Origin of the sequence: Pseudoalteromonas sp. B160, assembly GCF_037162485.1 — a bacterium.
GTDB classification, from domain to species: domain Bacteria; phylum Pseudomonadota; class Gammaproteobacteria; order Enterobacterales; family Alteromonadaceae; genus Pseudoalteromonas; species Pseudoalteromonas rhizosphaerae.
The window spans coordinates 2,712,014-2,731,328 of the sequence record NZ_JARLUX010000001.1; the positions used below are offsets into that span (position 1 = coordinate 2,712,014).

General features: G+C 39.9%; 12 protein-coding genes and 7 pseudogenes. 16 read left to right on the forward strand and 3 right to left on the reverse strand.

Going from position 1 to position 19,315, the window contains the following annotated elements:
• Positions 1–25: 25 nt before the first annotated feature.
• From argS to P4S61_RS12580, 3 genes and pseudogenes are all read left to right on the forward strand, one after another.
• Positions 26–1,767: pseudogene (gene argS / locus P4S61_RS12570) on the forward strand (arginine--tRNA ligase).
• Between the two features lie 513 nt (positions 1,768–2,280).
• Positions 2,281–2,918 (forward strand): annotated as a pseudogene (gene pdxH / locus P4S61_RS12575) (pyridoxamine 5'-phosphate oxidase).
• Positions 2,919–2,924: 6 nt separating this feature from the next.
• Entirely contained in the window at positions 2,925–3,698 is a 774-nt protein-coding gene (locus P4S61_RS12580) for a TatD family hydrolase (RefSeq protein WP_337118353.1), read from the forward strand.
• Here P4S61_RS12580 and P4S61_RS12585 read toward each other — a convergent pair.
• Complete coding sequence (locus P4S61_RS12585; protein ID WP_145235511.1) at positions 3,665–4,285, reverse strand: AhpA/YtjB family protein; 621 nt, start codon at positions 4,283–4,285, stop codon at positions 3,665–3,667. The two genes, P4S61_RS12580 and P4S61_RS12585, sit on opposite strands and share 34 nt — an antisense overlap.
• Before the next feature lie 296 nt (positions 4,286–4,581).
• Here P4S61_RS12585 and serB point away from each other — a divergent pair, with 296 nt between their 5' ends.
• Entirely contained in the window at positions 4,582–5,595 is a 1,014-nt protein-coding gene (gene serB, locus P4S61_RS12590) for a phosphoserine phosphatase SerB (RefSeq protein ID WP_337118354.1), read from the forward strand.
• 5 nt (positions 5,596–5,600) lie between these two features.
• On the opposite strand, the pseudogene P4S61_RS12595 reads toward serB, so the two are convergent.
• Positions 5,601–8,086 (reverse strand): annotated as a pseudogene (locus tag P4S61_RS12595) (PilZ domain-containing protein).
• Positions 8,087–8,459: 373 nt separating this feature from the next.
• On the opposite strand from P4S61_RS12595, the pseudogene radA reads away from it, so the two are divergent.
• The 6 genes and pseudogenes from radA (at position 8,460) to P4S61_RS12625 (ending at position 14,704) form a co-directional block, all read left to right on the forward strand.
• Positions 8,460–9,844: pseudogene (gene radA / locus P4S61_RS12600) on the forward strand (DNA repair protein RadA).
• Positions 9,845–10,002: 158 nt separating this feature from the next.
• Positions 10,003–10,935 (forward strand): hypothetical protein, encoded by a 933-nt coding sequence (locus tag P4S61_RS12605; protein WP_337118355.1) that lies wholly within the window; start codon positions 10,003–10,005, stop codon positions 10,933–10,935.
• A gap of 567 nt (positions 10,936–11,502) precedes the next feature.
• Positions 11,503–11,715, forward strand: a complete 213-nt coding sequence (locus P4S61_RS12610; RefSeq protein WP_149982065.1) for a hypothetical protein — start codon at positions 11,503–11,505, stop codon at positions 11,713–11,715.
• 319 nt (positions 11,716–12,034) lie between these two features.
• On the forward strand, positions 12,035–12,778 hold the full coding sequence (locus P4S61_RS12615; RefSeq protein ID WP_337118356.1) for a hypothetical protein: 744 nt from the start codon (positions 12,035–12,037) through the stop codon (positions 12,776–12,778).
• 602 nt (positions 12,779–13,380) lie between these two features.
• Positions 13,381–13,656, forward strand: coding sequence for a CPCC family cysteine-rich protein (locus P4S61_RS12620; RefSeq protein WP_182740223.1), 276 nt, complete (start codon positions 13,381–13,383; stop codon positions 13,654–13,656).
• Positions 13,657–13,777: 121 nt separating this feature from the next.
• A complete protein-coding gene (locus P4S61_RS12625; protein ID WP_337118357.1) occupies positions 13,778–14,704 on the forward strand; it encodes a hypothetical protein in 927 nt (308 codons plus the stop codon).
• A gap of 110 nt (positions 14,705–14,814) precedes the next feature.
• Here P4S61_RS12625 and P4S61_RS12630 read toward each other — a convergent pair.
• Positions 14,815–15,110: pseudogene (locus P4S61_RS12630) on the reverse strand (hypothetical protein); the annotation flags it as partial.
• Between the two features lie 14 nt (positions 15,111–15,124).
• Here P4S61_RS12630 and P4S61_RS22955 point away from each other — a divergent pair.
• The 6 genes and pseudogenes from P4S61_RS22955 to P4S61_RS12660 all read left to right on the forward strand — a co-directional run.
• Positions 15,125–15,353 (forward strand): annotated as a pseudogene (locus P4S61_RS22955) (transposase); the annotation flags it as partial.
• Positions 15,354–15,561: 208 nt separating this feature from the next.
• Positions 15,562–15,864 carry a helix-hairpin-helix domain-containing protein gene (locus tag P4S61_RS12640; RefSeq protein ID WP_337118359.1) on the forward strand — a complete coding sequence of 101 codons (303 nt, stop codon included), beginning with the start codon at positions 15,562–15,564 and terminating at the stop codon, positions 15,862–15,864.
• A 285-nt stretch (positions 15,865–16,149) separates the two neighbouring features.
• A pseudogene (locus P4S61_RS22960) lies at positions 16,150–16,251 on the forward strand (transposase); the annotation flags it as partial.
• 706 nt (positions 16,252–16,957) lie between these two features.
• Complete coding sequence (locus P4S61_RS12650) at positions 16,958–17,662, forward strand: toll/interleukin-1 receptor domain-containing protein (protein WP_337118361.1); 705 nt, start codon at positions 16,958–16,960, stop codon at positions 17,660–17,662.
• Positions 17,663–17,802: 140 nt separating this feature from the next.
• Entirely contained in the window at positions 17,803–18,513 is a 711-nt protein-coding gene (locus P4S61_RS12655; RefSeq protein WP_337118362.1) for a hypothetical protein, read from the forward strand.
• A gap of 451 nt (positions 18,514–18,964) precedes the next feature.
• Positions 18,965–19,279 (forward strand): CC0125/CC1285 family lipoprotein, encoded by a 315-nt coding sequence (locus tag P4S61_RS12660; RefSeq protein WP_337118363.1) that lies wholly within the window; start codon positions 18,965–18,967, stop codon positions 19,277–19,279.
• Positions 19,280–19,315 lie beyond the last annotated feature (36 nt).

Below are 19,315 nucleotides of genomic sequence, written 5' to 3' on the forward strand. Positions count from 1 at the left end.
CGGGCTGGTAAAGGTAATAAATTACATGAATATTCGTACCCTACTAATTGAAAGAGCCATCGCAGCCATGACTGGCGCTGGCTTACCAGCAGATACTAACCCTGCGGTAACACAGAGTACCCGCCCACAATTTGGTGACTACCAAATTAATGGTGCAATGGGCGCTGCTAAAAAATGAAAAGCAACCCGCGAGAGCTTGCACAACAAATTATTGATCACTTAGATGTAAGTGATATCGCAGATAAAACAGAAATTGCCGGCCCTGGTTTTATCAATATTCACCTAAAACCTGAGTTTTTAGCGCAAAGCTTAAAAGCGGCAAACCAAGATGCAAAGCTGGCTGTTGCTGAGCATGCACAACCGCAAAAAGTAGTGGTTGATTACTCATCACCTAATCTTGCTAAAGAAATGCACGTTGGGCATTTACGTTCAACGATCATTGGCGATGCAGTAGTACGCGCACTGGAGTTTCGTGGCGACACGGTTATTCGTCAAAACCATATGGGCGATTGGGGCACGCAATTTGGTATGCTGATTGCGCATCTGGAAGATCAAATCAGCCAAGGTGTTGATTTAGATTCTGTGGCACTTGCTGATCTAGAAACCTTCTACCGCGACGCTAAAAAGCGTTTTGATGATGAAGAAGGTTTTGCAGATAAAGCGCGTGATTACGTAGTAAAACTACAAGGTGGCGACGCGCATTGTGAAAAACTATGGAAGTTGTTTATCGCAACCTCGGTAAAGCATTCTGAAGAAGTATACAAACGCTTAAATGTAACGCTTACACCAGACGACATCATGGCTGAAAGTGCTTATAACAGTGAACTGAACAATATCATTAAGTTATTACAAGATAAGAATATTGCCGTTGAGTCACAAGGCGCACAGGTGGTTTTTTTAGATGAGCTGGCAAATAAAGATGGTGAGCCATCAGTGTTTATCGTGCAAAAATCAGGTGGCGGTTTCTTATACGCAACCACCGATTTAGCCGCCTGTGATTACCGTTCAAACAAGTTAGGCGCAGCCCGCATTTTAATTTTTGTTGATGCGCGTCAAAGCCTACACTTCAATCAAGTAGAGCTTACTGCACGTAAAGCCGGTTTACTACGCGATGAGACTAGCTACGAATTTTGCCCATTTGGCACCATGATGGGTGAAGACGGCAAACCATTTAAAACGCGTACAGGTGGCACGGTAAAACTTGCTGATTTACTTGAAGAGTCAATCACTCGAGCTGCTGCTAAGCTTGCTGAGCGTGAGTCTGACTTAACTGATGAAGAGCGCAGTGAAATTGCCCGTAAAGTAGGTATTGGCGCAGTTAAATATGCTGACCTTTCTAAGCACCGTACCAGTGATTACATTTTCAACTGGGACAGTATGCTTAGCTTTGAAGGGGCAACAGCACCTTACTTACAATATGCTTATACTCGTGTACGCAGTATTTTCCGTAAATCAGGCGTAGACGCAGCAAGTTTAAACGCAGATGTCGCTATTGTTGAGCCGCAAGAAAAAACCCTTGCGCTTAAACTACTGCAATTAGAAGAAGTACTTGATCAAATGATCAGTGAGGCAACACCACACGTATTATGTAGTTACTTATACGAGCTTGCCAGCCTATACATGACCTTCTACGAAGCTTGCCCAGTACTTAAAGAAGGCGTAGAGCCAAGTGTACGCGATAGCCGTTTAGTGCTGTGTAATTTGGTAGCGGATACGCTGCGCACAGGCTTAGATCTACTAGGCATCGAAGTCATGGAGCAAATGTAATCTGCTGCGTGTAGTTCGCTTTAGCTGCGTTAATGAGTTTATTTAGCCTAAGTCACATACAAAATACGTATGCTCCTTGGCATAAATAAACTCACTGCCTTGCTAGCGCTCCTACACTTGCAGATGTGTAGTTTGGCACTTAGTTACTGACCCTAATCACATACAAATACGTATGCTCATAGGGATAAGTCGAGTGTCCGCCTTATCTTAGACTAAACTACTTAGGTGAACGTCTGCTGCGTGTAGTTCGCTTTAGCTGCGTTAATGAGTTTATTTAGCCTAAGTCACATACAAAAGTGACAAGGTACTAGGAAGAAATAGGCCCTAGGTTCTAAGAATAGTTTGACACACAGATAGTTGTTTATAAATTTTTGAAGAACCTAGAACCTAGAACCTAGAACCTAGAACCTAGAACCTAGAACCTAGAACCTAGAACCTAGAACCTAGAACCTAGAACCTAGAACCTAGAACCTAGAACCTAGAACCTAGAACCTAGAACCTAGAGGGAATTTTATGAAACTTGAAGATATCCGTCGTGAGTATTTGCAAGATGCTCTGAGCGAAGAGAATTTACTTGATGATCCATTCAAGCAATTTGAAACCTGGCTTGAGCATGCGGTAGCTAGTAAGCTGCCAGATCCAACGGCGATGGTGGTGGCAACGGTTGATGAAACCGGTCAGCCTTCGCAACGTATTGTGTTGTTAAAGCATCTTGATGATAACGGGTTTGTGTTTTTTACCAATACCGGCTCGCGTAAAGCACAAGAGCTTAAAGGCAATAATAAAATCTCTTTGCATTTTCCGTGGCACCATATGGAGCGCCAAGTGATTGTTTATGGTGAAGCACAACCACTGCCAACTTCAGCGGTTGCCAAGTACTTTTTGTCACGTCCCAAAGAAAGCCAGTTAGCTGCATGGGCTTCAAAGCAAAGCCGTCCTGTATCATCGCGTAAAGTGTTGATGGAAACTTTTGCTAATATGAAAACCAAGTTTGCTAAAGGCGAAATACCATTGCCAGATTTTTGGGGGGATACTGTGTTGTGCCAACAAAAATTGAGTTTTGGCAAGGTGGTGCACACCGCCTGCATGACCGTTTTATATATCAGCGTCAAGCTGATAACAGCTGGCAAATTACACGTTTAAACCCATAGTTTATTATGGCGTTTATTGATTCCCACTGCCATTTAGATTTTACTGAATTTGATGCCACCCGCACCAAGCTAATTCAGCAATGTCAGCAGCTGGGGATCGAAAAATTGATCGTGCCAGGGATCACTTTGGCACAATCTCTTTCTTTATGCGCTTTTGCTAAACAGCATTCTGCAGTGCGCATCGGTGCAGGTTTACATCCTTACTTTTTAGCAGAATATCACCACAGTCATTTAGCCAAACTGACTGAGTTTGCTGTGCAACATCGCCAGCAATTGGTCGCTATTGGCGAGTGTGGTATTGACCGCAGTATTGACGATATTGTTTTGCAAACTCAGATATTTGAGCACCATATCGATCTTGCTAATCAGCTTGAATTGCCATTGATTGTGCATCATCGACAAAGCCATGACCTTATTGCACAGTCATTTAAGCGCTGTAAGCCAAAATATGGTGGTGTTATACATGCTTTTTCAGGCTCATTACAACAAGCACAGTATTATATTAAACAGGGTTTTAAACTCGGGGTGGGCGGGGTGATCACTTATCAGCGAGCACAAAAAACACGTTCCGTTGTTGCTCACATAGCACCTGAACACTTACTACTTGAAACAGATGCACCTGCAATGCCGTTAGCGGGCTTTCAAGGGCAAATAAACACGCCGTTACAGTTACCCCTAGTGTTTGAGCAGTTATGTCAATTAAAGCAGATCACAACACCTTATAAGGCTGGTTTTCAAAAGCAGCTTTATGATTCGTGCTCAGAACTTTTTCGGATATAACGATTTACTTGCCAGCGCTTTAAACCACGGCCTAATTGCCAAGTAAAAATGCAGGTTATCACTAGCATTAGTAATACTTGGCGGCCTAAGTCATGAAAGCTGCTATGACTGGTTGCTACTGCTGAGCGGGTCAAGTAAGTTATTGCAACAAATCCTAGTGGGCGATCGTCATCACTGATTATCGGTTCAACAAACGGGGTTTTAAGTTTACTAATACCTGGAGTGGAGTTGGGCAGCTTACCTAAAATATGGTGAGCTTGCCAATTATCACTACTGGCGATAAGTATGCCTTGCTGATCATAAATCGTTGCAGCCAGTACAAACTCATCTTTGCTTATGCTGTTACATAAGGCTGTTAATTCAGGTTTGTTTTTTTCAAGTAGCGGCGTTTTGGCATTGAGAGCCATAAAACGAGTTAAGCTTTTTGCTGTGCTGTCGGCACTATCATAAAGCAACTGGTGGCTTTGAAAACTACCATTAACAGCAACCCAAGTCAGCAATACAAAGCATGCCGCAGCAATACTTAATCGCACTAGGCGTTGCCTAAGAGATGCTGAAATAGGGTTTTTAAGATGGTTATTTTTCATAGTCACCGTTTACGCTGCTGACAGCTTTTGTTTTTGATGTTACAACTAAGCGTAACTATAACCTTAAATCCCCCTTTATGGCGAATTAATACCAATCGACTTAAATATTTAGTCTTTCTAGCGTGCTAAATAAAGCGCTAACGGCGTTATAAGTTTTTTATGTAGAACAACTACATATAAAATTTATGCCTTGTTATCACTCTATTTATCCGTCGCTATAAATGACCAATAACCTAACCCGATTGGTATAATTGTTATTTTACAGGGGAGACATTAGTATCATTTTTGGAGTTATCATGACATTGGAGCGCTTTGCGAGCCTTTCATCAGAGCAGTTATCGGCACAGTTGTCGTTAGGTATGTGGTATCACTATCAAGATGCTTTATTAGTACCAACAAGCTTACCAACTGATCCGCAAGGAATGTTTAGTATTGCTTTTGCAGGGGACTTTAGCGGCCAACAACTAGCTAATATAATTAACTTTTTAGCTCAGCAGCAGTTTATTGTCAGTGCATTTTGTCGTTATCAACCAGAGCCAAACTTAAGCCCCGCACTGTGTTTTTACAGCGAGACACTAAGTCCAAGCATTAATCCTTTGGTACTGAATGAATTTGCCCATCCATTGGGATTTCAACTTGTACAAGTTAGTAAGCCACCGATTTTAACTAAGCTCGGTTTATTAGTAATGGATATGGACTCAACCGCCATTACGATTGAATGTATTGACGAAATCGCAAGGCTTGCTGATGTATATGATGATGTCGCAGCGGTAACCGCACAAGCGATGGCTGGTAAGTTAGATTTTAGTGAAAGCTTACATCAACGAGTCGCTAAACTTGCGGGTATTGAGCAAAGCTTAATTGATGAACTAAAAAATAGTTTACCATTAATGCCAGGGATCAAAGTGCTATGCCAAGTGCTAAAGCAGCATAATTGGTATTTAGCCATTGCCTCAGGTGGCTTTGTGCCATTTGCTGAACAAGTGCAAAAACTGCTTGAACTAGACGAAGTACATGCCAATGTTTTGGAATTTAAAGATAATAAGTTAACAGGTAAAGTGCTAGGCATGATTGTTGATGCGCAGCAAAAAGCCGTGGTGTTGAGCCAATTACAGCAACGATTAAATTTACCTACGCAACAAACAGTGGCGATTGGTGATGGTGCGAATGATTTGACCATGATGGCTGCGGCAGGACTCGGTGTTGCCGTACACGGTAAACCTAAAGTTGTTGAACAAGCCCAAGCTGCAATTTGCCAAGGCTCGCTATTACAACTGTTATATTTATTAACTATTCCTGTTATTAAGTAACGGAGTTAAGTTAGCCGTTTAAGCCAAGTCTGCTTGCGCTTATTCATTTGGTCTACCAGCTCTGCGGTAAAGTCCAAATGACTAAGCGTTTCATCTGTTACATCAACCATGTCACCAACACCTGTTACTGCCCACAGTGCCTCTTCAAGATCTTTTGCTTTGTGCAATGCATATTGGCTTACGTATTTTAACTCGTTAGATAAGTAATCTGTATCAGGGCGGCCAGTGCGTGAAATATAAATACGCATTATAAAGATCAACTCAGATTTGAGACCTTTCTTTAAAAAGAGTAACTGTGGGGCATAATCCTCGCCTGCACTGCACTTGCTTTTTATAGCGTCTTTAATGGTCGGTTTTTTAGGATCAAAACGAATAAATAAAGTGAAAGGTAGAGGAGGATCTTGACGACTGCGATCTTTTATAAGCGGTGTGATCACGCCATTGAGCTGCTCTGGCGATAAAAAAGCATCAATGCTGGTGGTATTATTAAGCAAGCCATAGTTTTGCAAAATAATATGCAATGGGCTCGGGTACAAGCCTTGACCAATTGCTCCTGTTTTAAAATGTGCAGCTTCTTTATGTAAATAAAACGGAAATTGGCAGACACTTTTAGTTACCATATTTCGCAGCGCTGTCGATAATCCTGGCACCTTTGGCGCTTCTTCAGATACTTTTAGTTTATCTTTATTATTTTCAATTAACTGCGTAAAAATTTCACCCCTTCGTGTGGGTTATCAACAATACGTAAGGCTTTTAAGTTGATAGTGGTGAACGATTTACTGACCGCCATCACTTCGTACTTTAATTTACTCAGCGTGTGCTTTTTGGTTATTTTTTGCAGCTCAGGTAAGCTTAATTCAACAACTTCACCTTTTTGAAAAGTAACCGGTTGGTCACACTCAATTTGCAACCCCATCACCGAGAAATCACGACTATGAGCGGTATGTGTTTGCTCATCCTGAGTTGTTAATACTACATCGGTTTTATACAAATAGCGTTTGTGAGAGCGTAGGTTTACATACTCTAAATCCACGGTTTCAAGCTTTGGTGGGGTTTTATGTTTGCCATGGCCAAAGTGCTTGAGCTGATTAACTATACTTTTATCGTAACTAAAACTTTGATAATGCGCTCGTTCAACGTCTGTTCCGACTGCTGTTAAAATCACTAGATATTTTACGTCTTTGATCATTCCTTGTACGCGAGGCGTTGGTGGCTTGTTTAATTTTTCAATATCTTTGCCAGCGGTATTTGGTAAGCTTAATGGAATAAATGAATCTTCTGGATGGCTTGGCATTAACTGTACTTTAAAACATTGCCAGCTTTCTTTTTGGCTACCAAAACCAAAAAATAATGCGCTTAATTGCGGCTCTGCAGTCAACTCCGTGCGTGTTGCTGAGTAATAATATACTTTTCCAGCAACCACGTGCGTAAAGGTGTATAAATACTCTTCTTTAACTGGGGCTGGGTTACTTAGTAACTGACTTAAACGTTGCTGATTTAAAATAGTGTATAAACATGACAGCTTTCGCTCATCGCAAAAATAACGCTGAATAAAAATATTGTTTTCAGTGGTCAGCACTAAACTTGGGTAGAGTTTATCGTTTTGCAAACTAAAAAAAGTAAATAACGAAGTCACTCAGGGAATATAGTACTGCTCATAGCCTTTTGAGACGACGGCATCTAAAGTATTATCTAAATTTACTTTATAGCGACGCTTATTGCCGTGAATAAAGCTTTCTAAAAACTCATCAAATTTTGCGTTATTTTCTATAAAAGTACGTTTTAAGCGAATATGATTAAATTCCGCAGAGATTTTCTCAACTGCAACAACTTCATATTGAATGCCGTTTTTTAAACCTAATTCAAAATCTTGCTCAAGACCGACTAAACGCAGTCCTAATAACTGCCCTTTTTTGACTTGATAGCGCGGTGAGAGCTTTATTTTTGCGCCACTTAAAGATATATCTGAGGTGGTTGCTGCAATGGTGTTGTCTTTGTTGAGTTCTACAGTGATTTTGATTGAATAGTTCATCCGTTCTTCACGGCGACTTTCATAAGAGGCAAATTTAATAACCTGGCAATCTAATTTTTGTTCATTCTGTAACTCAGGTTGCTTAGCTTGTTCAGCGGCTTTTTTTTGCATTACACGATGGTTATTATCGGTGTTCATTACAGCTTCGTAAACAGCAAGGGTATAACCACCATGGCGTTCTATGGCTTGTTCAAATACCGCAATAGCGGTTTCATCCATAAAGTGTTGTTTGCCTTCATACTCATAAGGTTTAACTTGGCCTGTTACTTGGCCGCGTAAATCAATAAAACGGGCGATAGGTTGCGACAAGCGCGACATTTCCATCTTGATCAAGAACTGCTCAGGTTTTGTTAAACCCGCTGTCTTCGATTTAAAGATCGTGTCAAATTTGGCATTACCTAAATATGATTTAAGCTCATCAACTAAACTTTCATATTTAAGCAGAGTGTCTTCAGTCATTTATAAAACCATCACCGTCTATTCTAAAAAGTTGGTATACTGCACATGTATTTACACACTCACTTGGTTGCTGGTTTGCAGCATGTGCGGTGTAATGAGTTACCATCTTTAATTTTTATTATTATGAGATTGCCAAATAAATGGCTCATTACTTTAGTTTATTAATCAAAAAAGCCCAAGCTAAAAAGATTAAGCAAAAAATATGCCCTAAAGTAAAAGTGATAAACCTTGCTTTTTTATATATCTCGATTGTGGCGTTGAATTGCCTTATTGGCAAGGTCAATATTCAGCGCACCATAACGCAACAATAAATTAAAGATCATTCTAGTATGGACATAAATGATTTCAAAATGACGAAGGTAGGCAAAAGTTAATGGCAAAAGCGGCAAAAATAGAGTTTGTTTGCACCGAATGCGGAATGAACTACCAACGCTGGCAAGGACAGTGTCGCTGCGGCGCATGGAATACCTTAGCCGAATTTAAGCCCTCAGCAGGGCAAACTAAAAAGCAGCAACGCGCAGCGTTGTTGGCGGCTATGCTGGTGGCGTTGGCGGTGGCTCGAAAAAAATTAATGACATCGCAACCACCGAAGCCGAAAAGCAACTAACCGGTATTGGTGAACTTGATCGAGTATTATCAGGTGGCGTAACCACAGGTTCTGTGAATATTATTTCAGGCGATCCCGGAGCAGGTAAAACGACTTTATTATCGGATTTAGTCGCGCGCATGTCACAGCGTATGCCATCACTTTACTGCACCGCAGAAGAGTCGTTATCGCAATTTAAAAACCGTGTTAATCGTTTAAAGCTCGATTACAACCCAGACGAACTGTATTTGTTATCAGAAACCAGTGTTGAAACCATTATCGACGAGCTTGAAAAAAATAACATCAAGTTTGCAGTAATCGATTCTATTCAAGCGGTTGTTACTGATACCGCAAACGGCAGCCCAGGTTCACCGTCACAAGTTAAAAGTGCCGCGCAAGCGCTTACACAGTACTGTAAGCAAAACGACGTCACTATGTTTATTATTGCCCACGTAAATAAAAATAATGAAATAGCGGGGCCGCAAACCTTAGTGCATATTGTTGATGCGTTATTACATATCGACACTAACGATGGGCAAATACGTACCTTGCGCGCCAATAAAAACCGCTTTGGTGACATTGATACTGTAGGCATTTTTAGAATGTGCGAACGCGGTATGCTAAGTGTTGATAACCCCAGTGAAATATTTTTATCGGGATCAAGTACCGACTCACCCGGTTCAACCATTACTTGCATTCGAAAAGGTAACCGCAACTTGTTGCTCGAAATACAATGTTTAACTACCGAAACCGAGGCGGAGTTTCCACAGCGAGTGTGCGTAGGTTTAAATATGAACCGAATAAAAATGCTCACTGGTATTTTACGCAAGCACACTAAAACCAAAATCTTTCATGATACGTTTTTTAATATTGTTGGCGGGCTGAGAATTGATGAAACCGAAACCTGTATCGATTTAGCCTTAGTGACTGCCTTACTCAGTAGCTTAAATGAGTTTGTTGTACCGCGTACCACCTGCATAATGGGCGAGCTGAGTTTAAACGGTGACGTACGGCCAATCGACAGTGGCGTGCCACGCGTTAAAGAAGCTGCCCAACATGGTTTTACCGAAATATTTATTCCATTTCGTAATTACCATAAATCAATGGAAGGGCTGGGCGCTAAAATAACCCCAGTTAAAACAGTGCATGAACTGCTAAGTTTAATTAATTAGCCACGCTCAAAAAAGTGCAAATCAATTTGCACTTACTTATGCTAGGCCTTATCAAAGGTATTATTGAATGATACGCTTAGCAAAATCTTAAGTCTAAAGCCGTTAGAGACTAAGCTAAATAACAACGGTGATAATAGAAATCGTAATAAGGAAATAGAATGAAAAAACTCGCAATTGTTGCTGTTGTTGTCGCTGCGGCTATCGGTGGTGTTAGCTATGCAAATCATGCACTGACTCAAGAAGTTAAAGTAGAAGTTGATCGTCAGCTTGCATTAATGAGCCAGCAAATGGGTATAACAGCCAGTTATGAAGATATTTCGGCCAGCGTGCTTGGGCAAAGTGTTGAAATATCAAATATGCAAATCACTGGGTTTGATCAGCAGCCGGTTGCTAATATTGCGAGCATTGAAGTGGCGGGATACGAAGTAGATAAAATTGCTCCTCGTACCGAGTTGAGCATAAAAAACTTTACCTTCAGTGAGCATTTTTTAGCGCAGTTACCACCAGACGCTAACAATAAACTCGCTGCTGCTAGTTATGATCTTCATACATTGATGAACTATGATGAAAAATCAGGTGATAGTGATATCGACTTTGCGCTTAATGCTAAAAATATTGTAGGCCTTAATTTTAACCTCGGTCTAGCAAAATCAACCGCACTGATGAATGCTTCATTGGCGCTGAGCAAAATGCAGCAACAACTAGGTAGTCAACAGCCGACTTTAGAGCAGCAATTACAGCAACAAACCTTACTAATGGAGGCGCTTGCAGAGCTTGAACCACGCAGCATCGAAATTGCCCTCAATAACGAAGGTGAATTTAAAGCACTCGTCGAACAAACGCTTGAAAAGCAAGGTATGACGCTGGAGCAAATGCAGCAAATGGTCAACATGCAGCTACAACAAGCGCCAGTCAGCGAGGAACTGAGTGAAGCGATTAAAAACTTCACGCAAGGCTTAAGCTCATTAACCGTGTCAGCAAGCTTGCCAGAAGGGCAAACCATGACCGAAATTAACCAACAGATCTTCACCCTAATGGGGCAACCAGAAGAACTGGCAGAGTTTATAAATTTAAAAGCGAAGGGCGAATAGCTCGTAGAGCTATAAGTTGTAAGTCTTAAGCGGTAAGTTTAAGACAAAATACAGTTTTGAGTCATTTCAAAGCGCGAGTTAATCTCGCGCTTTTTTATGGGCGATTCGGGTGAGGGACTAGGATTTAGGCGCTAGGAACTAGGAAAAACCAAAGCAGGTCGGCGTAAAATTTATTATCGTAGGTTGTGGTTCATAGCAACGAAACCCAACGGTGAAAATTAAAGTTTAGAGATGGTTTCAAGTGGGAAACTGACGTTGATATAGGTTTAGGATAATACTCATTGAATAATCAAGCTGTTGTTTGCTCCCATATTCAGGAAAATGAGCGACACGCGTATCTTTATCTGCTTTATTTTCCTGTATTCATAAACAAACAGTTTTGAGTTTTTTAACAACTCGCGGGTTTATTTCTTGTGATTTACAATAACAAAATAACAACAAAGATAAATCCCTTGATTTACATTTAGATACAGAGTTAGACTGAAAGTATTAAAAAACTCAAAGGATTTTCTGTCTGCAACTTGTGGGTTTAGATCCTTTGAATAAGCTGTATGTTCTTGGAGATTTATGGAAAACTTCAAAATTAGCAGAATCTACACAAAGTTAGGTATTTTCCGACTATCTGGAATCATCAACAATGAAAGAGGTATTAAAAATATCAGCTATATTTCTGCTGAATATATGGGAACTGATGGCTGGTACGAACTTAATTTACAGTCGGAGCATACTCAAAACTTACTGAGAGACATTCAAATTGAAGTGTTGCAGCACCTAGCTTGAGCAAGTCTGTTGCATCGACCATACCTAGTTTTGTAAATATCAGTGGTTTCAAATAGCTACGAACATACAAGGCGCTTAAGTCGGACTGCAAACGCATGGCGGTTTTAGTTCAAATTGGCTAGTGTGCTTAAGGTGGTTATTTTGAGTTTGGTTGTGGTTTGCAGCCACTTAGCTTAGCGTTTATATGCAATATAGGGTTTGGTGGATATATGAAATATACAGAGAAATCGGTTACAGTTTTACATGACCAAATCCAAGTTCATTCTGAGCGTTTATGGCACAGGTATTACTCTTGAGTAAGTTTCACATAGTGTTAAAAATGAAAAATGATAATTCTTGGAAGTGTATATTTAAAGATTTGTCAGAAGTGCAAGTAAGGGATGATTTTATCGAACCTTTTAAAAGAGGTAAAGTCATCGTGAATAATGAACTTATTTCTACTAAAGATATTTATCATGTAGTTATTTCAAAAACAAATATGACCCATCGTGACGAATTGAAGAAAGTACAAACAGATAGCTATCAAAAACTCCAAGAAATGAATGAAAATGGTTCTGCTATTAACGTAGAGGCTGGCAGGTATGATTATGAAATTAAGGATTGTGGCAAAGATATTACCTCAAATTACCTTTATGGAGGTGCAGAAATGGGGGAAGAATCAAATATATTCAAAAACCCAGTGGTATTTATATTAACTGGTGGTTTTCTGGTCGCTATTCTTATAGATTTATATAGCTATTTCTCGCTCAAGGGATGGAACAATGCAAAAATGGAAATTTTACACGATCTTATCTATCCAACACTAGACATTTTAAATTATCTTATCTATCCAATTGCAGGGTTTCTGGTTTTACTTGGGCTATGTTCGATACTAGGGAGGTTAATTACTAAAGATAGTAATGATTCTATTATAGTCACTACATTTCACATCACTACGTCTATTGCTTATCTTTGTCTACACGTTTACGCACTATATGCATTTATTTGGTGGCCGATCATGGCGAGTATTGTAGCTAGCATTATATTACAAAAAATAGTAGGAGAACCAGAATCACCTCAATAATAAGCGTCTCCTATGTGGTAAACTCATAATTTGCATTCTTTCTTAAAAACGAGAAATTTTTTAAATCTTGACTATTATGCGGTCGTTTTCATAGGTAAACTGAATTTAAATGCTTTTTCAGGTTTTGGGGAGGCATGGTTTAACATAGATGAAATAACGAAGTTTAGTCCAAACCTTAAACAACTTGCATCTGAAATGGTTGGAAAAGTAAAATTATTAGGGTCTAAATCTAACAGCAGTGAATACTTAGAAACATTTTTAATTAGATGTTATGTACTTTTACCTACTAAAATAAATGAATTATTGGTGTTTATTTATAATTAGCCGATTATCCATATACCATTACAGAGAAGAATAAATTCGAAAAATATTGGGTGAACACCAACTAAGAAACCATAAAGTAAAATAGTTCTCTGATAGTTTTTTGTAACTATTAAATAGCAACGAGAATGAAATTATCCTGCATGGTGGTGCAGGCATATAACAAGCACTTCAAACGGAACAAAAACAGTTGGTTAGGTTCCGCTTCGCTCCACATTATAACCAACAATTTTTGTCCGCTTAAGTGGGCGTTATATTTTTACTGACACGGTTATTAAATTATGAGTAAGCAGAATAATCCAACTGTTGATTGTCCTTGCTGTGGTTACATCACCTTAAAATATGGTGGTTGCGGTGAAATTTGTGAGGTATGTTTCTGGGAATACGATTCAGAAATTGACTCCAGAGTAACTATTCCATCAGTTTGTAATCATGGAATGACGTTGAACGAAGCTAAAGAAAATTTTGAATTATTTGGGGCTACTAAAGAAGAATTTATTAAACATGTAGTACCATTCGAAGCTAGAAAATTGTATCAGCATATAAACAAAATATAACAAAGCTAATTAAAATCGACGCAAAACACTCCGCTTTCATTGTGTTTCGCTTCGCGAAGTAACACAATGAAAGCTCCGCGTTATTGCGCGGTTTATTAGAGCGTTAGGGCTACAGGGAAATATGTCGTACATCAGATCAAGCGCTACTTTATGTTTTGGTAACTTTAAAGAGGCTGCCCTTTATTTTGATAGAGTACTCCCTATTAACTTAGGAAGAATGCGCGGAGATAGTGACGTCGGAGACGTCTTAGTAGGCTACCCTGAAGAAATTCCATCAGTTGCGTTTTCTCATTTAATTGATGGCGTTGAAGGTGACAAAAATTATAGCCATGCCACCAGAATTTTTGAAGTGGTCAATGAACATTGGACTGATTTTGCTAAAAAAGTTAGGCCTTATGCAGTTTTATCTGGTTCTTCCGAGCATTATGATCCCACATTCGAACACCAAAAGTTTTTGCAAGCTTATTTTACAGGCGCAACTTTGCCAAATGAAATGTCTATACGTTCCATAGTTACTAACTATGCGAAAGACGTTGGTTTTCAAAATTATTCAGTAGCAATCCCTGTTTCAGATAAACAAGAACAATCAGACCCAGCTATTACTCTTTCAAATCTAAATCTAATTGATGCTGACCAAGCTGATTGGCAACAGGTGTTGGAAATTAGAAAGGATATTCAATCTAGTAAACAACTTACACGATTGAAGTTATTCATACACGAAAATTTCGACGGAAAACCAATAACCTATATTGAAGATGATTTGTGTCGAAGATTAGATTGTTATGAACAAGCTTGTAAGAAATTTGGTTTTAAAACAGTAACATCCTCTTTATCAATGCTTCTAGATGCCAAATCTCTACAAGCAGCAGTAGGTACGGGGCTCGTTGCTGGTTTGTTTGGAGGACCTGTTGTTGGCTCAATAACTGCGGCATCAATTGAATTAGGTAAAGTAGCAATTAATATAGCTGAGAAGCACCATGATATGAAAAGTTGGCAAGACGGACATGAACTTGCGTACATATTTAAAACGAAAGAAACTTTAAAGTAATATGGTGGGCAATGTATGGTAGCCCTAATCGGGTAGCCGGAGGTCTCTAACCTCCAGCCCCCACACCACCCATCATGCGCTTTTTATTAGCAGGAAGTGCAATGGGCGGTTCATCTCCCGTAGTGAATATTGATCCAAATATCTCTTAATGACGCTAAACCTTGTGAAGCTAAGTAATCATTGCCTAATGCAATGTTAATTCCTTTTGTTTTTGAGCTTCTACAAGGGCCTTCGCTTCCAAGCGCCTACTTTTGGTACTGGTGATACCACAGGCTATGGCGAGCCGTTCGCTAACACCCAATTTCATTAAACTGCGTACTTTATTGCGTGCTCTTCCTTATAAATAGCGCCATTGTCGCCAGTAGCACATTCTTATCCTACGGCGGATCCAGAGATCTAAACCCACCGTTAGCTATAATAATCAAAGTCAAAATAGACAGCCCAATGGGGCGACGGCAGCTTTTTATTGACGAAATGGCAAACGACTTGGCTGTATAGAGCCTGCTTTCCTTTAAATAAACAGCGGAATATTACAGTTAACAAAGGCATGAATAAGTTGACCTTACGTGGACAAACGAAAGTGAATGCGCAATGGCAGTTGTATTGCCTTGTTCATAATCTAGAAAAGCTGAGAAACACGATGCATTAATTAGCGTAAGCCCTTATCACCTCAAATAATCCACTCAAACACCTGTGATACCTTCCAAAACGCCCATTAAAGCAACAGCAAATCCTCTTTTTATATTTTACGTAAAATCGAAGTAACCGATTGAATCAAAATAGGAACTCGGCTATGGTTAATACATCAATAAAAATAAATTAAAAACGAGTTATTCTACAGCCTCGTTAGGCGAATCATGAATCCGAGTAAAGTTGTCCGTGAAAATGTTAGGAAGCTCACTGATCTTCCAAATATAGGAAAAGCAGGTGCCGCTGACCTTGAATTGCTTGGAATAATTAAACCCGACGATCTCGAGGGGCATGATCCGTATGAAATGTATGAGAGGCTCTGCATTTTAACTGGTAGCAAACATGATCCTTGCGTCATTGATGTCTTTATTTCAGTTACACGCTTTTTCAATGGTGATGAACCAAAGGCTTGGTGGGATTACACAGCGGAACGCAAGAGGTTGCAAGCTGCGAAGCAGGATATCGCCTAACAAGGGTTTTCGAGTCGGACTCGTAATAGTTTGCTCGGTTCCACTTCGTTTCGTATTTTAGCAAACTATTATTCGCCGCTTAAAACGGCGTTGAGGCTGTAGAATTGCTCTTTTTAGGAACTGGTTCTACACAATTGACTTGATTGTTTTTTAACCTTGAAGCGAGTTGGTTACTGTGATCTAGTAGATATTATTCACCCACGGTAAATTGTTATGGCTCTTTCATTAGGTAAGGAGTCAAGCCAGACTTATCTTGCCAAAATAAATTCATTCCAATCAATTTCGCTGAATAAATTGACCTTACGCGGTCAAATAAAAGTGAATGCGCAATGGCAGTTGTATTGCCTTGTTCATAATCTAGAAAAGCTGAGAAACACGATGCATTAATTAGCGTAAGCCCTTATCACCTCAAATAAGCCACTTAAACACCTGTGATACCTTCCAAAACGCCCATTAAAGCAACAGTAAATCCTCTTTTTATATTTCACGTAAAATCGAAGTAACCGATTGAATCAAAATAGGAACTCGGCTATGGTTAATACATCAATAAAAATAAATTAAAAACGAGTTATTCTACAGCCTCGTTATATGTTCACGAGGAATTAAGCGTTGGAAGAATATTTCGATGGATTGAGAACAATTAAGACTAGATCTGATAATGTTCATTCTTACAGGTGGCCGTGCGTTTATATATTCTTTATTGGACTACTAATTTCCGCTGTATTTCCACCTTTAGGGATATTGGCACCGGCTGGAATGTATCTTTGGATCTTTTTGTTATACCGGTTATCACTGTCAACCTGTCCTAGGTGCAGCCATAAATTTTACAGTTTAGGTAATATATTGTTTAGTGGTTCATTTTATACAAAAAGTGGCATGTGGGCAGTAAGTTGCAATCATTGCTCACTGGAAGCTCAGTGAGTTACCCGAAGTCAAAGAAATCAAAATAGAGTCGCATAAAGATGAATGGCTTCAATAAAACATATAACAAACCAAGTCATCGGAAAACCACTCGCTGGCTGCGCCAAAACGCTCGCGTTTTCCGCTGCTTGGGGCTTTAGAACTACTCAAATAAATTGCGAGGTAAGGAAACATGGCAAGATGTACAGCACCATCAAGAGGACATCGTTCGGCTGCGGCAGCAGCAAATTGCCCCGCATGTGGTGGGCGATACGGTCGATATGGAGGTGGTGGTTATAGCTCATACTCAACTCCTTCTTACTTCCCGTCGAGTAGCAGTGGCGGTAGTCGGAGTAGCGGCGGTGGGTCAAGCCGTAGCACGAAGCCGCGCTGGTCTAAATCTGGCTCGTCTGTATCGTATACACCTTCTCAAATTCAATCACTTGAACCAATTCGAGAAACTGTTGAGGCACGAGCAGCACAGCAACCTGATCTTCGTGATGTATTCCTATGTCATGCTTGGGGCGATCGCAAAGAAGCAGCTAAAGAACTGCATGATTTACTTGTAGCTGCTGGTGTCAAAGTTTGGTTCAGCGAAAACGACCTTGGGCTTGGGGTGCCAATGATGCGAGCTATTGACAAGGGGTTAGCTAATTCCAGAATTGGACTTGTATTGGTTACCCCAGCAATGTTGGAGCGTTTGCCCCAAGAAAGTGTGGCAGACAAAGAGCTTTCTACTCTATTAGCAGGTAACCAACTTATCCCTATAGTACATAACACAACATATGAAGCTCTACGAAATGTCAGTCCTATGCTGGCCTCCAGAACTGGTTTGGATACTTCAGAGGATTCAATGACAGTTGTAGCAGAAAAAATAGCCGAGCTAGTAGAGGTCTAGTTCAGTGCCAATAGGTTCTAACATGTCAAAGCACTCGGACATGGTAAAGCTGTCATCTTTTTTGTTCCAAAAAAGCCGCCAACTTCACCATTCCGGTGTTTGAGGTGTTATGTGTCTTATGAGATTCAAGGGAAGATTTTATGAAAAAACATGATAAAAGTATGGCTGGAGCTATAAGACTAGCTGTGGCTTTGGTGGTGGGTCTTATTTTAGGTATGCTCTCTTATGCCCTTATAATTAAGGTCGGCGATTATTCTTCCTTCATAGCGGCTGTTGTTGGGGCTCTAGTTGCTCTATTAATACCGGTTTGGCAGACATATGTAGTACAACAATCTAGTTTGGCTTTGGAGGTTAATGGAATAAGTAGGAAGGTTTCAGACAAAGCAAAGGTATCTTTAGATGAACATTCTGAGCTAGCTTATTTAAGAAAGATGAAAGAAGGTGATAACCCCAGATTCATCCTAATGGGACAAGAGCCTAAAAGGCAATATCAAGATAGAACTGTCTCCTTAGATGAATTAGAAGAGTTGCTTCAAAGAGCAAAGCAGGATTTAAAAGATTTTCCGGAAAAGCTCGCTGATCGTAAATCCGATATGGAGAAGGTTAATGCTTTCAACGTAGATAATTTTACCAAACACGAATGCAATAAGCTCAATAGACCAATTGCACCAGAAATAGATTTCAACGCGGATGATGTTGCTGCAACGCTAAAAGAGTTCCAGCAATCTTATGAAGAGCGTTATACAACAATAAAAGACAAATATGATGAGCTTCAATCTACTATTCCTGAAATTGAAAGGAAGGTGGCCCAGATCAGAAGTGAACTTATTGAAAATGAGATCATATTTTGAAATATCAGCAACATTAATAAATTCCTGAAGGCTAAATACATCAATTAAAAAGCCTGCTCTTTTTCGTGTCTACATTGGGAAAGAAAACTATATTGATCTTAAGTTGACTCTTTCAGATTTCGAAATTAAATCTGAAATTTCTCCAAACTCTACAGTTGTGGGTAGTTTTTCTTCGACAGATATTTCCCAGCTTCCTGAAGAGGATCGAAAACTAATTAATACGTACTGGGGGCAAAGTGTTCAATGCAAACTTTTTGTCGAGGATGTACACGGTGAGCCAACGGGCTCCAATTCAATAGCATTTTCTGAAGGGTTATACCAAAAAATAATCTTTGATAGGTTAGCTGTCGTAGCGACTAATGAGAGCATGTAACAAGCCAAAGCACTCGGACGTCGCTGCGCTCCGCCAGTGTTTGGAGCGTTAGCAGTCAAAATTAGACATGGAGATAAAATGAAATTCATCGCAGTACTCATCGGGACAATATTCTTAACAGCATGTGCAACTGGCTACCAAGCACACACTTGGTCGGGTGGCTATAACGATAAAGTGATAAGTGAGAATCACTATTATGTTGAATATTTGGGTAATGGAACAACGTCGGCAGAAACTGTTAATGAATATTGGGTACGTCGAGCAAACGAGTTATGCCCTAAAGGATATACAGAATTAACTTCCGAATTGGGAAAAAACAATTCTGTGGCTCTCGGCACTGCTGGTGTTTCATTTTCTCATCCTTGGAAAAAAGCTGAAATCAAGTGCAATTGACTGCTAACAAAAACATCATGGTGGGAATTTTACTCG

Excerpts from the sequence above, each read along its gene's own strand:
- P4S61_RS12580 (WP_337118353.1), top strand. The coding sequence starts at position 2,925 with ATGGCGTTTATTGATTCCCACTGCCATTTAGATTTTACTGAATTTGAT.
- P4S61_RS12585 (WP_145235511.1), bottom strand. The coding sequence starts at position 4,285 with ATGAAAAATAACCATCTTAAAAACCCTATTTCAGCATCTCTTAGGCAA.
- serB (WP_337118354.1), top strand. The coding sequence starts at position 4,582 with ATGACATTGGAGCGCTTTGCGAGCCTTTCATCAGAGCAGTTATCGGCA.
- P4S61_RS12605 (WP_337118355.1), top strand. The coding sequence starts at position 10,003 with ATGAAAAAACTCGCAATTGTTGCTGTTGTTGTCGCTGCGGCTATCGGT.
- P4S61_RS12610 (WP_149982065.1), top strand. The coding sequence starts at position 11,503 with ATGGAAAACTTCAAAATTAGCAGAATCTACACAAAGTTAGGTATTTTC.
- P4S61_RS12615 (WP_337118356.1), top strand. The coding sequence starts at position 12,035 with ATGAAAAATGATAATTCTTGGAAGTGTATATTTAAAGATTTGTCAGAA.
- P4S61_RS12620 (WP_182740223.1), top strand. The coding sequence starts at position 13,381 with ATGAGTAAGCAGAATAATCCAACTGTTGATTGTCCTTGCTGTGGTTAC.
- P4S61_RS12625 (WP_337118357.1), top strand. The coding sequence starts at position 13,778 with ATGTCGTACATCAGATCAAGCGCTACTTTATGTTTTGGTAACTTTAAA.
- P4S61_RS12640 (WP_337118359.1), top strand. The coding sequence starts at position 15,562 with ATGAATCCGAGTAAAGTTGTCCGTGAAAATGTTAGGAAGCTCACTGAT.
- P4S61_RS12650 (WP_337118361.1), top strand. The coding sequence starts at position 16,958 with ATGGCAAGATGTACAGCACCATCAAGAGGACATCGTTCGGCTGCGGCA.
- P4S61_RS12655 (WP_337118362.1), top strand. The coding sequence starts at position 17,803 with ATGAAAAAACATGATAAAAGTATGGCTGGAGCTATAAGACTAGCTGTG.
- P4S61_RS12660 (WP_337118363.1), top strand. The coding sequence starts at position 18,965 with ATGAAATTCATCGCAGTACTCATCGGGACAATATTCTTAACAGCATGT.